Origin of the sequence: Acinetobacter sp. 102 (assembly GCF_037028485.1) — a bacterium.
Lineage (GTDB): Bacteria > Pseudomonadota > Gammaproteobacteria > Pseudomonadales > Moraxellaceae > Acinetobacter > Acinetobacter higginsii.
On the sequence record NZ_JAZEZK010000033.1, the window covers coordinates 1 to 17281 of the forward strand.

A 17281-nucleotide genomic window follows, 5' to 3' on the forward strand; every position below is an offset into this window, starting at 1 on the left:
TTTAATCATGAGATAGCACTGAATGGCTATGTCAGAATAAGTTTGATTTCGACCATGTTTTCCTTGTGACTGCGAATATCATTGAATCTTAGTATCAAACCAAATTGTAAAATTACCATGATTGATCAAAGCATGATTGTAGGATGACCAATTCGGTGTACGATAAATTTAGGTGTAGGCTATTGCTGTATAAGACCTTATCGGTAGGTTTGCGCAACAAGGCCTCAAAATCCCACCTTAAAATGCAAATAGCAAAAAAACTCTACCATTCGATTGATTTCATTTTAGAAGTAATGAAATTAGTATCTGTTTGTAATGATATTTTATAAAATTCAATATTAGATCTGCAGAGAAAAACTTATCAAACTAAGTATTGGCTAGTCTTTTTCTTCGAAAAACTTATCAAACGAAGTATTAAGTTAATCTTTTTCTTCAACTTCTTCCTTAAACTCAAACAAATCATTCATCGTACAGTTAAAGTACTTACACAACTTATCGGCGACTGGTAATTCAATACGTACAGCACGGTCATAATACATACTTGTGAGCGTGTTGCGATTGATACCTGTTGCATGCACCACTTCACTTAATTTTAAAATTTTTCTATCGCCCATGAGGCTAGATAACTTACAAGTAATCATATTTAAATTAATTTACAAAAAATAACTTGCTGTGGGTTATTTGAAGTTGTTGACTGAGTAATACTTTGCTAAAATTAACCTACAGCAGGTTATTACAACTTATAGAAAGTATATTTTATCCATTTCAACTAAATTATAACTTTTTAAATATAAGGATTGAACCTGCATTAGATTATTTTGTGGAGATGACCGCCGTGTTACCAAATGAGTTATTGATCAGCCAGCAAGCTCGTGACTTAGGAAATCAATTAATTAAAGAAATGAACATCAATAGAAGTTATGGAATGGCTAATTTTCTTGGAGTAAATACTTGCTATGATAATCATCAGGCTGTACTTATTTGGACATTTCAACTGCTTGAAAGGGAACCTGCCTTAAATGAATTAGCAGAAATTAAAAAATATTTTCTTTTAATCTTTCCAGATAGTGTTTATCAATTAGCCTAAGTTGTTTTTAAAATTAATTTATTAAATAAAAAGCACTAAATCAAAGAAAGCTTTATTTAAAAATACCTATTAATTCAAAAACATACCATTTACTGAATATATGAAGCATAAGTTCCTGCTCTATCACTCACTCGTACTAAAATTACATCGCTCTTTTTACTGATACTAAACAATTTATGTCCACGCCACGTTCTGCGGCTTCGAGGGCTAGTTTTTGTTGAACCACTGAGAACAAGGACAACAAACTGCCTACTATATTTTCCCGGAGAGTGGTGTAGGAACTTTTTCATTATTGCTAATCATATCAGCGACAACATCAGCAACGAGCTCCTCTATTCCTGAGAATGCTTTAGACTGATCCGCATCAAGCCAAGACAATGATGGAAACTCAGCACACAACCCAACATACTCATTATATTCTGCTGACCATGTAACACGGCAAGTATATTGTTTACTATCCATTTGAAACCCCATAATGTTTTAAGTCTATGTATAAAAGTACGATTTTCACTTAGCAGTACTTAAATAATCACCCCACCACTGCATCATTTCAGTCCGCTGGGCTAAATAGTCAGCGTGATTATAGCTGGCACGGGTACGGTTCTTATCAATATGTGAAAGTTGTGCCTCAATCCAGTTATCCTGGAACAAACCTGAGTCATTCAAAATGGTACTAAAAGTGGAACGTAGTCCATGAGAGGATAATTGATGTTTTCCATAGCCCATCTTACGTATAGCCATATTTAATGTATTAAAATGAATCGGTTGATTATGTTTCCGTGGGCTAGCAAAAATGTACTTTTCACCGTATGACCATTGCATGACGTCTTTTAAAATATCTAAAGCCTGATCTGAAAGTGGAACTAAGAAGTCGGGAATCTCATGGCCTAATATGACTTTTCGTCGAAACTGTTTAATATGCAAGGCAGGTATTTTCCAGATTTTTTCATTTAAATCAAAATGATGAGGCTCAGCCAATAACAATTCAGCCCCTCGCACGCCAGTATGTAATTTGAACAGCAGTGCTTTTTTAATAATCGGATGGGCATCCAATTTTAATAAATTTTTCTTAAAATCTGATATATCCTCCGCTTTCAAATACGGATAATTCTTCTTGATTTTACTGTTAATGGCGATTTTATTTAAACCATGCGCGATGTTGAATTCACAATAACCCATCGCTACAGCGTAGTCATAAATTTGGTTCAAATAACTACAAGCTTTCTTGACAGGTTCTTTTACTTGGCGTCCCTCTATTTTTTTGATTACTGAAACCAGGTCATAACGCTTGATGTTTTGAAAAGGTAAATCCTGAAGGTCTGGATAAATATCTTGCTGTAAACATCTTTCTGCTAACTGTAGTACACCGCAGCGGGGTGAATCATTAAATGCATTTTTCAGTTTGAACTGCAGCCACTCCTCCCCGACCTTACCAAAGGTGATGACATTAGAGACAGTATCATACTCAAAACAATAATTATTGTCTTTAAAGTCATCTTTGACTTGTCGTGCCTTTTTCAGCGATAAATCAGGATAAAGCCCCAACTGAATGCGGCGACGTTTTTTTGTTTGTGGATCTGTATAGCGATAGCACCAAGATTTTCTTCCAGTCGGCTCAATCTTCAGGCTAAGTCCATCTTCATCGGATAAAAAACAAGTTTTTTCCTTGCAATGAGCTTGGCGAACTTTAATTTCAGTAAGACTCATGAAATTTAAATGAAACCTATCAGCGGATTGACGAGATCCATTATATCAAAATAGAAGAAAATATATATGATGCGTACACTACGCATCATATATATTTGTAATATATTGTTTTATATATTTAATATTTTAAGTATTTGTATTTTAGTAACCATTATAAGTACCACCTCTTCTTTAAGTTCCCAACAACTCACTTTTTCTGTCATCAATGTTAAATAAGTCTTGTGCTTTAAATTCTTAGATGACCTCCTCTACCCTTTATTATCATTTTTATAAAAGTAACTATATGTACTCATTAAAATTTGTAGAGCTCAAAAACAAAAAAGACCGCTATATAGCAGTCTTTTAACTTAATTAAATAATAATTAATTCATTTTCATCATAAGTGCATAAGCATCACGTTTGTTTTGACGCAATGATTCTATCTCGGACTTCGTCAGCTGTTTTACGAGAGTTGAGGATATACTTTGCTTCCCACTCTGTGAGCCTTTCGAAATCGTACCCGTAAATCGATTTCCACCATGCTTCAAGATTACCATATACATCCCTCAATTGCTGAAGAGTTTCTTTACTTAGAGCTAATTGTGATGAGTATTGTTTACCCGTCAGTGCATATGCTCCAATAACTTTATTCGTCCCAGTTGTTTCAATATGACCTTTTAATGCTGCAAAAGTACCACCTTGGGTCTGGGTATCATCAACAATAATAACACATTTATCATTGTTTATTGTCCCATCAAATGCTGGTGGGTTGGCTAATCTATGCCACCCATCACCGCCAGTTCTTGATACTTTTATAGCTTGAACTATATTCGTATCAACTTCAAGCCCAAGTTTCTTTGCTATAACTGCTGAAGTAGCTAAAGGAATCATATTACGACCGACTGCTTCCTCAGCATGTACAGGTACTATAATAGTTTCCCGACCATCGATAATTCTTTCTAGTTCAGCAATCGCCTCATCCGAAACTAAATCTTTAGCTAAAATATACGCACTTTCAACATCCCCTGCTTTAGCAGCTTCATACATGTAATGAGAGGTTGCATCTCCAAGACCACGGTCAATAACCGTTTTAGGAAACATATTCCAATCTGTGCGATATAACTTCATATTTTTAAATAAGTTTTAATGATGGCTAGCATTAAATTTTACACTAAATTTACCGCTAGCATCTCTTGGATATTATTTTTCGTATCAGGCAGCACTCTCAAAAGCCGTTTGTTTGGACAGTCCCCATGATCATACACGAGGCAGCTTCAAATACTTATGGGCCCATCCTATCCAGTTGTATCTTCTTGCATCACATGAATATTGTATACTCATTTTGACTACTTGAAAATTATGGAACAACGTCAATAAAAACAATAACTCTAGAGTCTTTAGTCGACATTCCTAAAAAGGTAAATTCAACATTTCTTTCCATATCATTTCTTTGTGTCTCTGGATGAACAAAAGAAACATAGCTTATTTCAAAGAATCGGGCTAGGGTTTTTATGCCAATGATTTTGTTCTCTTCATTAGCAATTAAAACATCTAATTCCAGATCAAACTCTTCTAATTATTTAATTAAATCTTTAACTTTCATTTTACTATCAACCTCTATGAATTATTTAAAAAATTAGCACAATGAAACTTGTGAAAAAAATGGATTTGAACAAAATTTTTTAGCAAAAAAAGCATAGCAACCAGAAAAATCTTTCCAGCAATCAACAAAAATATCCCCGTGTGCTTCCAGTTTACAACATTTTGACTACCACACTGCCCACAGTAGTAATAATAGCCTTTGATACGGCCACCGCATTCAGGACAATTTTTATGATTAATGAATAAGTTACTCAACGTCTCTTCTCCAAAATTCTTATTATCAAGTTGTAAGTGAAGATAGCACACATTTATAAAAATGTCTTTTTTAAAACATCAAAAGATGTTATAAAAAAGACATTCGCTACTTTAGGATAACTTTTAAGATGAATTTAAATCTCCTTGATGAAGAATCAATCCAACCTTCTGAACCCACGCCATGTGATTTTTTCAAAGGTGAAAATGCTATCAAAAAAGCTAAACAGTTAGGATTACCTGATCTCGAGTTAGTCAGAAACGCAATTATGATCGGTGATGCTGACTATAGAACAAATACTCACTATAACCGTGCACGCTTTATTGCACGATGGGGAAAAATTGGAGAACAGATTGCTTTACTGCTTCGACAATCTGATCCTGCTTGGATATTCCACAATGACAGCCAGCCAAGAATTGAGAATACAGTAAAGAAAATACAAATTATCTTTATGAGCGGGAATATTGCATTGGGGTTAGCTGATCAAGTTGTATCAGCACACTGTGAAAAAGGATTAATGACATTAAATAATATTAAGGAGAATCAGTCTGCTTATGATGATGAGACAAAATTGAGAACATGGATTTTATACTTTCCTTCAGCATCACATCCAGCCTATAAAGACATTGATATCCCAAATATTCCTTTTGAATTTGCATACCCAACTAGCTTCGTACAGGACTTAAAAGCGAAAAAAATTTCAATTTTACCAAGTGACCATACTTGCAGAATTGCATTTGAAATAGATAATACAGTTCCTGTAAAAACTGATCCTAAGCCAGTATTGGAACCATCTAATGAAATTAAACCAGATGATTTTGATATTCAGCTTGTAGTTTAATCTGAGGTTAATGTGTTTAATAAAGATCGTTTACGTATTGCTAAAGAATTACGAGGACTTAGCAATACCGATTTCGCAGAAAAATTGAGTTGCTCTATCTCTAAGGTAAAGCAACTTTTAGACGTGGATAAAGAAATCAATGAAAATGATCAAGATGATATATGCCGTGTATTAAATTTACCCAAGTCATTCTTTGCAGGTAATGACACACAACCACATGAAACAGACCAAATCTTCTATAGATCGGTTGCTCGTATTAAAGCACAGCATAGAAAAGCTAATGAGGCATATACTCTTTTAGCAATAAATATTAACAAGTACTTAAATCAGAAAGTAAAGTTACCTACTTTTCACCGTCCTGATTTAGATATTACTGAGTTTTTGGGTGAATCTAAGTATGCCGATCACCTAGCGTCAGAGTTGAGAGGTTTATGGGCTTTAGGTAATCAACCGATTAATAACATTGTTTCGTTGTGTGAGCTAAAGGGAATCCGTGTCTTTAGATTACCGACTGAAATTCGAGAAATTGATGCACTATCTTTTTTTGATGATGAAAGTGGTAGCCCTTTCATATTTCTAAATACATTTAAGTCTGCCGAAAGAGCCCGCTTCGATTGTGCACACGAACTTGGTCATATCGTTATGCATACGCATAACAAAAAAATTCGTGTCGAGAAAGATAATCGTGTTCTCGAAACTGAAGCGGATCAATTTTCATCTGAATTTTTAATGCCAACAGATGCATTTCTTTCTACTGCTCCACGCTATTTTTCACTAGAAAATATGATTGAGTATAAAAAGATTTGGCGAACATCCCTGAAGGCTATTAACTATAAAGCTCACAAGCTGGGATTAGTTAGTGATTGGGTTAATCGTAGTAACTCTATAAAGATCAATTCGTTGGGCTACAACATTAATGAACCTGAAGAAACTCATCGAGATGAGAGTTTGATGTTGCCCAAAATTATCTCTGTTTTAGCCTCACAACCATCTTTTGATAAAAATAAAATGCTTGATGAAATTGGAATCTCTGAAGAAGATTTTAATCAATTAACATTTGATGCTTTAGCTAAAGTTGAGCCCCCGAAGAAAAAACATAAGTTATATATTGTCGAGTAATACAAACCTTCCTTAAAAATAATGCGCCTTACGGCGCACTATTTATGCAAAATCCTGATTAATTTTTTTATGACTTCACGCCCAACGTAGTTTTGCATCCCATAAGTCATACTGAAAATGTAACTTGCCCCATCATGACTTTTTTCATATAGCCTACTTGAACTGACACCATAAATCCCATGTGTTCCATGAAGCATCGTATACAATTTCAGATAAATTCTTTAGTTATGTGATCATACAATGTGCTCAAATTACCTATTTCCAAGTAAAAGAAATTTGACACTTTTAGGTGTCGATACCAGCCTGTTCAATCTTGAGCTTAAGGACCATGTGTTCCCTTCTTACCATGCCCCGATCATTTTAAATGGCTCTGAACATTTGGAACTTGATATAGCAAAGTTTGGCTTGCTCCCGAGCTGGGCAAAAGAGTTGAAATTCAGTAGTCATACCTATAACGCTCGTACCGAGTCTGTAGCAGATAAGCCCAGTTTTCGACATGCTTGGAAGTACAGCAAGTTTTGCCTTGTGCCTGTACAGGAGTTCTATGAACCCAAATACATCAATGGCAAACCACACTGGTACACCATCAAGCGTAAAGATGAACAGCCTTTTACAGTTGCTGGTATCTATGACGATGCTGTGATTAATGGCAATAAGGTACGTTCATTTTCAATGCTCACCATCAATTCTGATCATCACCCATTCATGAAGCAGTTCCATGCACCGAAGGATGAGAAGCGATCCATCATCGTGATTCCAGAGCAGTATAGAAAAGATTGGTTGACTACAGACCATGAACACGCGCATGAATATTTTTTTGAAATGCCCGATGAATTCGTCACTTTTCCGCGCGATGAGCAAAAACAAGACGTCTTATTCTGACGCATCCTTGTTTATCCACAACTTTTTAAATTTGAATTTTAAATACTGTTAGTAATATCCTATTTATACAAATTCTACTTCCAAACACGCCTTGTAGCGTAGGAGTATCTAATGTCTAAGAAGTTGCCTATCTACTTCTCTGACGACGCATGGTCATCTTTACAAGAGCTCATGGGTCCAGAGGGTAAGCCAAGCCCTACCATCAATACCGTGCTTGAACAAATCGCTGTTCAAAATGAACTGGTTGCGCAGTTAGGGCTTACTGCAGTTCTACCCAAATCTAAAGTCTCTATCCCCGTCTCTTTAGAGCGCATCCCTGCAGGTCCAGCCTTCAGCACCAAGGATGAGCAAGATAAAGCGCTCGATCTGAATGAGTTCCTGATTCACAACCCTATTTCTACGTTCATTGCTTATGTAGACAGTGAATCTATGCTTGATGCTGGTTTTGAGATCAATGACCCAATCATTGTCGATCGCAGCATTGAGGCCAAGCATTACGATATCGTGGTTGCCCTGATTGATAATAGCGCCTCGACCATTAAGCGGCTGATGATCACCAATAAGATGTCCAAGTCTGAAATCAAAGAAATATTTGGAGATGAAGATTATCCGCTTCCAGAACTTTGGTTGAAGGCTGAAAATTCGAATTACAATCACATCATTCCTGATGATAGTCAGACCATATCAATCTGGGGTGTGGTGACTTTTAATTTAAAGCGTATTTATCACCGCTCATAAAAAGAAGAATAACCATGCAAAGTGAAAATGAAATATTCGCGTTAGTCGACGTGAATAATTGCTACGTCTCGTGTGAGCGTGTGTTTAATCCTGCCTTGAATGATCGCCCAACCATTGTGCTCAGCAACAATGACGGCTGTGCCGTGGCCAGAAGCCAGGAAGCGAAAGACTTAGGCATCAAGATGGGTGTTCCTGTATTCCAAATTAAAGAGCTGATCAAACAACATAACATTCAGGTGCTATCCAGTAATTTCTCCTTATATGGCGAAATGTCCAAGCGCTTTATGGAGCTGCTTGGGGACTATGTTGCACCAGGAGATCAAGAGGTCTATTCCATTGATGAATGCTTTCTGAAGCTCACAGCTTACGAGCATCTATTTGACCTGACTGTATATGCTCAAGACATGAGGGCTAAGGCTTGGCGTTGGTTAGGCCTACCCTGCTGTATTGGAATTGGTGGCTCTAAAACCGAAGCCAAGATTGCCAATCATCTCGCCAAGAAAAACAAGTTCTTCAATGGGGTCTGTAATCTGGCCCATATGGACCCATGCTCTACAGAAACGCTACTCGCGCAGGTTGATGTGTCTGAGGTTTGGGGCGTAGGCAGACAGAACTGTAAGAAGCTCAATACTATGGGTGTTCAATCTGTGCTGGATCTGATCAATGCCAATCCTAAAGAAATCAAAAAGCAGTTTAGTATCGTGATGGAAAAGACGGTGCTTGAGCTACAGGGCCTTTCTTGTATTGACCTTAGTGATGATACTGTAGCGAAGAAGCAAATCATCAGCAGCCGTTCATATGGCAACCCAGTGTATGAAATGGATGACATTAAAGCTTCGGTTCGGCTTTATGTGGCCAGAGCCGTGAAACGAATGCGGGAAGATGGCTCAATCTGCAAGATGATCGGCGTGTATATCCAAACCAGTCGCTTTGATAAGACAGAGCGCTACTCGCCTTACATCGTCGTTCAAATGCATGAGCATACGGATGATCTACTGCTCATCACCAAGGCCGCGATGAAAGGCATCGATCAGATATTTAAGAAAGGCTTTAAGTATAAAAAGGCGGGAATCGTGCTGCTCGAAATTACAGATCAATCCAAGTTTGTGCCCGATCTATTCACGGACTATTCACATAAGCAAGAGCGAGAAAGGCTTTCAGATGCCATCGAAGCCATCAGTGAACGGTTTGGGAAGAATCTCGTCACGCTAGGCATTGCCAACAATAAAGAAGCCACATGGCACATGAATCAAAACCTTAGATCACCTTCGTATTTAACCAAATGGTCTGACTTACCAAGAGTAGGATAAAAACATGCACTTATTTAAATTAACTGACGAACAACTCGCACAAATTCTTATCCCGAAACGATTTGTACCACCTACTCCACCTGAACATGAAGGCAAGAATATGGTCTATGTATTTGATAGTGAGGATAAGTTTGAACTGACTTATGATGAGCTGGTGGAAATCATTAGCAAAGCTAGAATGGCTGGTCCGAAGTTGATACCTGTCTTAGGCACCGTGAATTAAATTGTGCAGTGTTCGCACGCCACTTGAAACATAACTTGATTGGAAATGAATTTGGGCTGAGAAAAATTCAGTTCAAATTTAACCTGACGGGCACACTAAAAATGGGTAATTGTCAGATCGAGTTTGGACTACAACACTTTAGCTCATCGATTTACCAAAGTGCTAATCTTTACACTATTGTCTAAAATCCAGTGACCAAATTGTGATCCTAAAGCTTTTAAATTCCCTTTATTATGAATCAAAGTTAGTATGATGCTTTTCATAAAGACAGTTTACTTATAACCAGAGAGATTTTTAAACAATTCCCCCTTTTCAGTTTGCTTAGGCTATTTAAGCCAGAGTTCATTTAACATTTGTGGATTTTCTTTCTATCTGCTCTCTCAAAGCTTTCGAGTCATATCCCTTATCAGCGCTAAGAAGATCGGTATTTTTCATAAATTACGCAAAAAAAAACCGCCATGTAGACGGGTAGTTGCTCTCTTAAGATCTTAATCGTGTAGTGCTAATTCTGCACTTTTTTTGCCAAAAAGGCAGATCGACTTAAATGCTATCTTTTTGCAACAGCATCAAGACGTTTGACCAAAGACTCTGACATACTGACATTGATACGGACTGATTTTGCTTGTATCAATATCAATCAACAACCAGAACCCATCTTGAAATCGCTCATCACCCAACCATTGTTCAGGGCTTGATGGTTTTGGTAATTTTGATTCCTCGCCATCAAAATGAAGCTCTACAGCCTCTTGCGCCATGCGTTGAATATCTTGCATTTCATCCGCTGCACTAAAACACCCTTCAAAGTCAGGAAAAGTTAAGCCGTATGCAGTATCTTCATCTTTATGAACATATACTGGATATAACATATTTACCTCCACTCCCAACCAGCCTGTTTATAAATATTGCGTAAAGTGCCAATCGGCATGTCTTTCCTCGGGGGAGGAACTACAACATGACCAGATTTTTCAGGATGCTTTTATTTCTCATGGTCGCCTTTATCTCCCACTTTGTACCAGCCTTCCTGCTCTAGACACTTAATAATGTCTTTGCTATTCATTGTATAATTATACGCAACACTATATTGAAATGGCGTTAGAATGTTGCCATATTCGTCAAGAAAGTTTGTCTCAGACAAACTCGGTACGGTTCACTTTATTAAGTGCAGAAAGCAAAAAACTTTACTGCATAAAGCTACAATGAGCAGTATTTCAATGATAATTTTATATAGTGGTTTTTTTATTTATTACCGTTTTTGTGATTCTTAACGAAGGAATAAAGCGATTATAGGCACGTAGACTTTGTAAATTGAAATATCAAGACTAACGAGAAATTCAAATTGATTACTAATAGAGCGCCTCACGGCGCCCTATCTTTTAGAAAAACGTATCTGCCGATACATTAAACCGCTCAGACAATGCCTTAATATGACGAATATTCAGTTGGCGTTTACCACTTAAAATCTCAGAAATCACAGATTGGGTTGCAACCTCTGCTAAGTCAGACTGACCTAAACCATGTTGCTCCATCAAAAAAGCCAAAGCAGCGCGACCATCCCCTTTAGGCATAGGAAGATGCTCATTTTCATAATCAGAAACCAGATCACCAAGCTGATGAATAAGCCCCATTAAAGGATGAGACTCATCATCACCAACGGTATCTAAAAGTTCATCTAAAGCTTCAACAAGTGTATGAAAGTCTTCTTCATTTTCTGGCTTGCTGAGCAATGGTGCAACGTAGTGCCAGTGGTCTACGGCCTGTTTAATCATCGCGTTCATACTAACCTTCCTTCCAATGACCTTTGTCATATTCTTTATGGGACAAGACATGACGGATATACACACGTTTCGCCTGATACATCACGACTGCAATAAGTCGGATCTTGTTCCCGCCAATATCGAACACATGGAACTTTCCAACTTTATCGACCGCTGGAAAGAGCTGTTTCATCTCAGCAAAATCTTTCGGATCGTTTGCCTTTATGGTTCGATACCAACCATCTAATGCCGTTTCAGCCTGTGGCCACTTGTGCATTGCTTCTATAATTCGAGCGTGGGTGATCACATGCATAACATTTTATCGCATTTTGCTATAAATCAAGTATAAACCAATTATCGCATTTTGCAATATTGAAGGGCTAGGATGAATAAAGCGCCAAACGGCACTTTATTCATTATCAGAATGCACTTAATCTGATGACCTTAAAAATTCCTGTTCATTGATCTGACTTTTCCCCGTCACATGCAGTTCATGGAATTTACGACTCGCATGGACCATACAGCCCAAGTCAATGACTTGATTTAAAGCATGCTTTTCATCTCAAAATTTTCAGACAATTTAAGCAACCTGTTGATTTATTTTGATCTCTTCCAATTCTTTTACCAATTTAGTTAAGTTCTGCTCTGGATCCAGCCACCAGTCAACTGTCCACACAGATAATACCTGCCAGCCTAACCCATTTAATACTGTTGGTTTGAGCTGATCACGGTCTCTTGCTGTAGCTGCTTTTGCATAATTTTCACCATCGACTAGAATACCTACAATATAGCTATCTGCATGCAAGTCATCTTTAATAGCTAGATCTACACAGCTATCTCCCTGACCTATTCCGAGGTCCACGCTCCAACCTTTTTCTTGAAGCCTATTCTGTAAGTACTGTACAAATTCTTTTTTAGTCTGCTGTTTGTTTTGATCAACATAATTTAAATGCAGCTGACCACTACGAGCAAAAACTAAGAAATCTTTTAGATCCCTTACACCCTCACTATTGGTGCGTGCCAAATTAATTTCTTCTGGACTTAAGGCCGAGAAAACATGTAATCCTTGACGAGCGCGAGTAATTGCTACATTTAGACGGCGCTGACCACCTTGACGGTTAAGTGCACCAAAATTCATAGATAAGCGGCCATCACGGTCTTTTGCGTAAGTAATTGAGAAAACGATAATATCGCGTTCATCCCCTTGCACATTCTCTAAATTTTTAACAAATAAATGCTCAATGCCTGATTTACTCAATGTCTCTAACTCTGGATGATTTGCCAATTCATTATCCAGTAAATCTTCAATCAACTTCTGCTGAGTCATATTGAAAGTGACCACCCCTAGAGTCAAAGGATTCTCTTGCCCTAACTGTGACTGTAAATGCTGAATAATGAATTCAACAATTGCCTTAGCTTCATTCGGATTGGTACGTGTATCCCCTTTGTCATAGACTCCATCAACCACATGCAATTTTACAGCTGTGTCCTTAGCAACAGGTGCAGGGAAAGTAAATAAACCACCTTTGTAGTATTTCTGATTACTAAACTGAATCAGGCTTTCGTAACGACTACGGTAATGCCAGTTCAAAGCTAATTCTGGTAACTGAGCAGCAAGGCATTCATCTAAAATACTCTCCAGATCTTCAGTAACCTCCTCATCAATTTCTTCTTCAGAATCGCCTTTACCAAAGAAACTGGTTGGTGGCATTTGTTTATTATCACCCACCACGATTGACTGTTTACCCCTCGCTAATGCACCAATTGCATCCCATACAGGAATCTGTGATGCTTCATCGAAAATTACTACATCAAATTTTGCTTCTGTGTCCAGATATTGGGCAACTGATAATGGACTCATTAATAAACATGGTTTCAAGCCAACTAAAACATCAGGAATTTGACGCATCAACTCTCGTACAGGAATATGACGGCGTTTCTTACCCAACTCTTTGTTAAGAACAGTCCATTGCCCTTTGTACTGGTTTTGTTCTGTAAAAATATTATTCCAACGGTGAATAATTTCCTGGCTTGCAGCAAGTTGGTGTTCTTTATCCTGCTGGGCAAAGGACATTATTTTCTGTTCATGTTGTTGGCTGTTAAATTGATTTAACTCTGGATGCTGGCTAAACTTATGTGTAATCCAGTGTCTCTCTAAATTAATATTCAGGCGTTTTAGGGCAGCATCCAAATCCAGTGGGGCATGCAGAAGTTCAAATGCCAATGGTTTTAAGCCACTTTTAATAAGCTGGCTTTTAATCGCCTGCCAATTTAACCAATGCCTCCAAGCTAGCCCATATTGCTGCAATTGCTGTTGTCTTTCGATAATTTCATTAAAATCAATATCTGAATATGCGGTAATCTCAATATCACCCTTCAGTACATGATCATTCAGCAATTGACTGAATGTATTCTCCACCTGAGCTATCTTTTGCGTCAGTTCATCCAAATCATGATTTTTACTGAACTCTACCGCTTTTAATAAAGTTGCTTGATCGGTAATTGACGACGCAACTATCTGCTTAATTTCTTGCCACTGATTGTGAATAGTTTCAAAACTTTGCCACGCGCTATCTTCACCCTGCCAATAAGAACCAAGCTCATTCGCTAACTGTTTTTCACATTCAGTAAACTGTCGTTGTTGGCTTTGGATATGTTGCAAGATAGGTAAGTCATGTGCAACTGCCAACGCTCTTGGGCGTTGAGTCGAGTCTTGATAGGTCTTGACTAAGTTTCTCAACTGGAATTTAGCGAACCATGAAAATGGGAACATTTTTGATTCTGCTTCACGCCATTTAGAGCCCATTTGACTTAAATCTGCTTGATAAATTTGAGATTGGTATTGCCCTACTAATGAAGAACGCTGTTGCTTAAGATCCTGCGTTAAGTATTTTGTCTGGGTAATGGTTTTTAAATCGATATCTTTAATCGTATTTAATAGTTTTAAATCTGTTTGCTGAACTAGTTTAGATATTGCCTTAAAAATCGAAACATCCTGCTTAACCAGACTCAGATTTTGCTTCTCACTGAATCCAAAAGCCTGTTGCCAAGCAGAAATAGACTTTTGTAATTGCTGTATCTGACCGATAAGTTGGTCCTGTAATAGCTGATATTGCTCCTGCCATGCCAGACTCCAAATAGGTTCAGACAAGCCCTCCGCAAAACCATCCAATACGTCTTTAGCATTTTCATTCACTAGCTGACGCAAGCTTACCGCTTGTGTCACAGTCTTATTCAGCAATTCACGCTTTTCTAATGTCAATGTCGCGATATTAATCTCAGGAAACCGTAAATGTGGTGTATTCCGATAACAAAGTTCATCACTCATTGCTGCATACAGACTCCAACCAATCGCATGTACGGTATGCAGGTTATTTACGTGCTGATTCAGTTCATCACGTGACTGGATTAATCTGTCCGATAGCTTCTGCCATTCAGTTGTCTTTGGCTGAGCACTTAGAAAGTATGGATCATTGTTTTTCTGTGCTCTTTCCCGTAGTTGATCCAAAACCTCCATTTTCTGAGCTTTGGAAGAATGTAACTGCAAGCACAACTCACTCAAACCAATCTGTGTCAAACGACGATAGACAACCTCTAAAGCAGCCATTTTTTCCGAAACGAATAACACGGATTTTCCATCTGCTAGACATTGTGAAATCATATTGGTAATGGTCTGCGACTTACCTGTACCAGGAGGGCCCGAAAGTACAAAAGTACGTCCTAATGCGGCGGACATCACTGCTGCTAGCTGTGAAGAGTCAGACGATAATGGTGTAAATAATTGTTGCGGTTGATATTGTTGGTCTAGTTGAGCTGGTTGCGGAAAATCATCTTGCTTAATGAATGGTTCTCGTGGTGTTTCAATAAGATGATTTACTACAGATTGATTTTTAAGTTGATCCATTCGTGTAGACAAATCAAGCCACATTAAATATTTTGAAAATGAGAACTGACCAATGGCAGCCTCAGCTTTAACCTCCCATCCTGCTATATTCACAATAGCCTTACGCACAATATGTAAGACTTGATTAACATCTATACCAGAATCATCTGTAGGCAAAGGATTTAAACCCGAAATATCTAGTTCAAAATCCTGTCTTAATAATTGTAATAAGGTCGAATTAAAGCGAGGCTCATCATCATACATAAACAGGCGATAACCTGTTTTAGCGGTCTCGCGAGTGATCTGCACAGGAATAAGCAGTAGAGGCGCTTTAAAGGTGCGTTTTGATCGCTCTGATTCTTTCCATTCCAAGAAACCGATCGCAAGAAATAGTGTATTCGCTCCGCCCTCTTCCAAAGCAGTACGTGAGGCACGGTAAACCTCAATTAAGCGCTTTTCCAATAAGGGTGTATCGAGTGGACTAAACAATAGTTTTCTGGACAGGCTCTCATCAACATATTGATTGATATGCTGGCTTTCATTGTCACGCTGGACGTCTTTTAGCGAGATGCTATCAACCCCCTTAAATAAGAAACCCTCTTGGTTCGCCAATGCATCTTCAAGTTTACCCACTGTTAACTCAGGACATTGTAAGGGAATGCTGTAACGATTGTCCTTAAAGTTTAAGAGCTTGTTACGAAGACTTAGATCGAGTAAACGACGCAACCAGCGGTCAACCCTAGTGGTTTTACTTTCAACTGGACGTTCAAGATCGTAAACAGGAATGGATGCAGGTGCCCATTCAATTTCTGTTTCATCCAAATGATTTTTCTTATCCTGGTATGAGGAAATTGGTTTAATGCCTCGCAACCGAGACTGGCGAACATCAATCGCAAGATAGAACTTATGCTGGCGGGATTCATCCTTAATGTACTGTTTTGCTGTTTCAAGTGCGGATGCAAACTTTGCTTGTTGTGTGAGCAGCGTTGTTTCTAGAAAAACAACTTCACCCAAATCATAACGCTTTCTTAAGGCTTGAATATCATCAATAATCAAGTCAACATTTGGCGTCTCATTTAACCAAATACCAAGATACGAATGTCCTTCTTCAATAATAAGTAAAGTATCTAAGCCTATTTGTTCAGCCAAGGCACTTAAAAGTATTGTCGTGTCTAAACAACATGCTAGCTTCTCGTCAAATATCTGCTTTGCCAAACGTATTCTTTGGCCCGATTTAATAAAGCTTGCTGGGTTAACAATATAATGAATATCTTGTTGTAATAAAGATTCCCATAACGCATTCAGCTGAGATAAAACAGAATCTCGATCTCGGTCTTGATAACCATTTAATGAACCTAGTTCTTTTGTTTTTAAAATTTCACTGGCCTTTACCAAAATCGGGCTGAGTGCTGAAGCATTGGGTTGTGAAAAACTCGCCAATAATTCTATGGGTTGGCGTTCCCCACCCCAAGTATCAATAGTTAATAAATCAATCTCTACCCGCTGCTCTGCCAGTATCTCGTCTCTTTCATTCAACCAAAGTATTTCAATACTGCCTTTAAGATTCTCAGGTAACTCCTGCAATAGTTTAATATCAAAAACTAATTTTGGTTTATCAAGAGCCAAAACTTGATTACCTTCTAAGCTCGCAATATTGATGGTATGTTCTTTGAAATACTCAGGATTTGAACGAATAACAATTCGAGAACCAGAAGTTGTTTCAGTGGAAGAGATTAGAACTTGCCGAATAAGAGGCACTGAATTTTGTTGTAAGACAAAACTCAAAGCTGAAGCACAATCAACGTGTAATGAATATTGTGGATCATGTTGTTGGTTATTTTCATCTTCTAGCATTATTTTCCCCTTCTCAATTTTATCAAACCCAATTAAAGGCATGCTTAAA

At 37.9% G+C, this 17281-nt stretch carries 15 protein-coding genes and 2 pseudogenes; 7 read left to right on the forward strand and 10 right to left on the reverse strand.

The window, feature by feature from the left end; genetic code table 11:
- Positions 1–168 (reverse strand): annotated as a pseudogene (locus tag WA352_RS20995) (transposase); the annotation flags it as partial.
- 251 nt (positions 169–419) lie between these two features.
- A complete protein-coding gene (locus WA352_RS21000; protein WP_004658364.1) occupies positions 420–641 on the reverse strand; it encodes a helix-turn-helix domain-containing protein in 222 nt (73 codons plus the stop codon).
- A 194-nt stretch (positions 642–835) separates the two neighbouring features.
- On the opposite strand from WA352_RS21000, the gene WA352_RS21005 reads away from it, so the two are divergent.
- Positions 836–1087 (forward strand): hypothetical protein, encoded by a 252-nt coding sequence (locus WA352_RS21005; RefSeq protein ID WP_004658363.1) that lies wholly within the window; start codon positions 836–838, stop codon positions 1085–1087.
- A 252-nt stretch (positions 1088–1339) separates the two neighbouring features.
- Here the strand turns inward: WA352_RS21005 and WA352_RS21010 are convergent, their stop codons facing one another.
- The 3 genes from WA352_RS21010 to WA352_RS21020 form a co-directional block, all read right to left on the reverse strand.
- Positions 1340–1561: a hypothetical protein gene (locus tag WA352_RS21010; protein WP_001986288.1), complete on the reverse strand. Its 222-nt coding sequence runs from the start codon at positions 1559–1561 to the stop codon at positions 1340–1342.
- 33 nt (positions 1562–1594) lie between these two features.
- The gene (locus tag WA352_RS21015) at positions 1595–2794 is read right to left on the reverse strand and encodes a tyrosine-type recombinase/integrase (RefSeq protein WP_262734983.1); all 1200 of its coding nucleotides are present in this window, start codon (positions 2792–2794) and stop codon (positions 1595–1597) included.
- A gap of 393 nt (positions 2795–3187) precedes the next feature.
- Positions 3188–3901 carry a phosphoribosyltransferase gene (locus WA352_RS21020; RefSeq protein WP_001986287.1) on the reverse strand — a complete coding sequence of 238 codons (714 nt, stop codon included), beginning with the start codon at positions 3899–3901 and terminating at the stop codon, positions 3188–3190.
- Positions 3902–4758: 857 nt separating this feature from the next.
- Between WA352_RS21020 and WA352_RS21025 the strand changes: the two genes are divergently transcribed.
- The 6 genes from WA352_RS21025 to WA352_RS21050 all read left to right on the forward strand — a co-directional run bounded on the left by WA352_RS21025 (position 4759) and on the right by WA352_RS21050 (position 9741).
- Entirely contained in the window at positions 4759–5469 is a 711-nt protein-coding gene (locus WA352_RS21025) for a hypothetical protein (RefSeq protein WP_001052588.1), read from the forward strand.
- 12 nt (positions 5470–5481) lie between these two features.
- Complete coding sequence (locus tag WA352_RS21030) at positions 5482–6588, forward strand: ImmA/IrrE family metallo-endopeptidase (protein ID WP_000482094.1); 1107 nt, start codon at positions 5482–5484, stop codon at positions 6586–6588.
- Between the two features lie 240 nt (positions 6589–6828).
- The gene (locus tag WA352_RS21035; protein WP_108676075.1) at positions 6829–7470 is read left to right on the forward strand and encodes an SOS response-associated peptidase; all 642 of its coding nucleotides are present in this window, start codon (positions 6829–6831) and stop codon (positions 7468–7470) included.
- Between the two features lie 111 nt (positions 7471–7581).
- On the forward strand, positions 7582–8208 hold the full coding sequence (locus WA352_RS21040) for a LexA family protein (protein WP_035270232.1): 627 nt from the start codon (positions 7582–7584) through the stop codon (positions 8206–8208).
- Positions 8209–8222: 14 nt separating this feature from the next.
- Positions 8223–9518 carry a Y-family DNA polymerase gene (locus WA352_RS21045; protein ID WP_336143832.1) on the forward strand — a complete coding sequence of 432 codons (1296 nt, stop codon included), beginning with the start codon at positions 8223–8225 and terminating at the stop codon, positions 9516–9518.
- A gap of 4 nt (positions 9519–9522) precedes the next feature.
- Positions 9523–9741, forward strand: coding sequence for a hypothetical protein (locus WA352_RS21050; RefSeq protein WP_000550047.1), 219 nt, complete (start codon positions 9523–9525; stop codon positions 9739–9741).
- A gap of 566 nt (positions 9742–10307) precedes the next feature.
- On the opposite strand, the gene WA352_RS21055 is transcribed toward WA352_RS21050, so the two are convergent.
- The 5 genes and pseudogenes from WA352_RS21055 to WA352_RS21075 form a co-directional block, all read right to left on the reverse strand.
- Positions 10308–10607: a type II toxin-antitoxin system HicB family antitoxin gene (locus WA352_RS21055; protein ID WP_100243283.1), complete on the reverse strand. Its 300-nt coding sequence runs from the start codon at positions 10605–10607 to the stop codon at positions 10308–10310.
- Positions 10608–10609: 2 nt separating this feature from the next.
- Positions 10610–10705 (reverse strand): annotated as a pseudogene (locus WA352_RS21860) (type II toxin-antitoxin system HicA family toxin); the annotation flags it as partial.
- A 409-nt stretch (positions 10706–11114) separates the two neighbouring features.
- Positions 11115–11516, reverse strand: coding sequence for a helix-turn-helix domain-containing protein (locus tag WA352_RS21065; protein ID WP_016165532.1), 402 nt, complete (start codon positions 11514–11516; stop codon positions 11115–11117).
- Between the two features lies 1 nt (position 11517).
- On the reverse strand, positions 11518–11808 hold the full coding sequence (locus tag WA352_RS21070) for a type II toxin-antitoxin system HigB family toxin (protein WP_016165531.1): 291 nt from the start codon (positions 11806–11808) through the stop codon (positions 11518–11520).
- A gap of 267 nt (positions 11809–12075) precedes the next feature.
- Complete coding sequence (locus WA352_RS21075) at positions 12076–17232, reverse strand: DUF4011 domain-containing protein (protein WP_336143833.1); 5157 nt, start codon at positions 17230–17232, stop codon at positions 12076–12078.
- Between the last annotated feature and the right edge of the window lie 49 nt (positions 17233–17281).

Coding starts and splice junctions, on each gene's coding strand:
- WA352_RS21000 (WP_004658364.1), bottom strand. CDS start 641: ATGATTACTTGTAAGTTATCTAGCCTCATGGGCGATAGAAAAATTTTA.
- WA352_RS21010 (WP_001986288.1), bottom strand. CDS start 1,561: ATGGGGTTTCAAATGGATAGTAAACAATATACTTGCCGTGTTACATGG.
- WA352_RS21015 (WP_262734983.1), bottom strand. CDS start 2,794: ATGAGTCTTACTGAAATTAAAGTTCGCCAAGCTCATTGCAAGGAAAAA.
- WA352_RS21020 (WP_001986287.1), bottom strand. CDS start 3,901: ATGAAGTTATATCGCACAGATTGGAATATGTTTCCTAAAACGGTTATT.
- WA352_RS21025 (WP_001052588.1), top strand. CDS start 4,759: ATGAATTTAAATCTCCTTGATGAAGAATCAATCCAACCTTCTGAACCC.
- WA352_RS21035 (WP_108676075.1), top strand. CDS start 6,829: ATGTGCTCAAATTACCTATTTCCAAGTAAAAGAAATTTGACACTTTTA.
- WA352_RS21040 (WP_035270232.1), top strand. CDS start 7,582: ATGTCTAAGAAGTTGCCTATCTACTTCTCTGACGACGCATGGTCATCT.
- WA352_RS21045 (WP_336143832.1), top strand. CDS start 8,223: ATGCAAAGTGAAAATGAAATATTCGCGTTAGTCGACGTGAATAATTGC.
- WA352_RS21050 (WP_000550047.1), top strand. CDS start 9,523: ATGCACTTATTTAAATTAACTGACGAACAACTCGCACAAATTCTTATC.
- WA352_RS21055 (WP_100243283.1), bottom strand. CDS start 10,607: ATGTTATATCCAGTATATGTTCATAAAGATGAAGATACTGCATACGGC.
- WA352_RS21065 (WP_016165532.1), bottom strand. CDS start 11,516: ATGAACGCGATGATTAAACAGGCCGTAGACCACTGGCACTACGTTGCA.
- WA352_RS21070 (WP_016165531.1), bottom strand. CDS start 11,808: ATGCATGTGATCACCCACGCTCGAATTATAGAAGCAATGCACAAGTGG.
- WA352_RS21075 (WP_336143833.1), bottom strand. CDS start 17,232: ATGCTAGAAGATGAAAATAACCAACAACATGATCCACAATATTCATTA.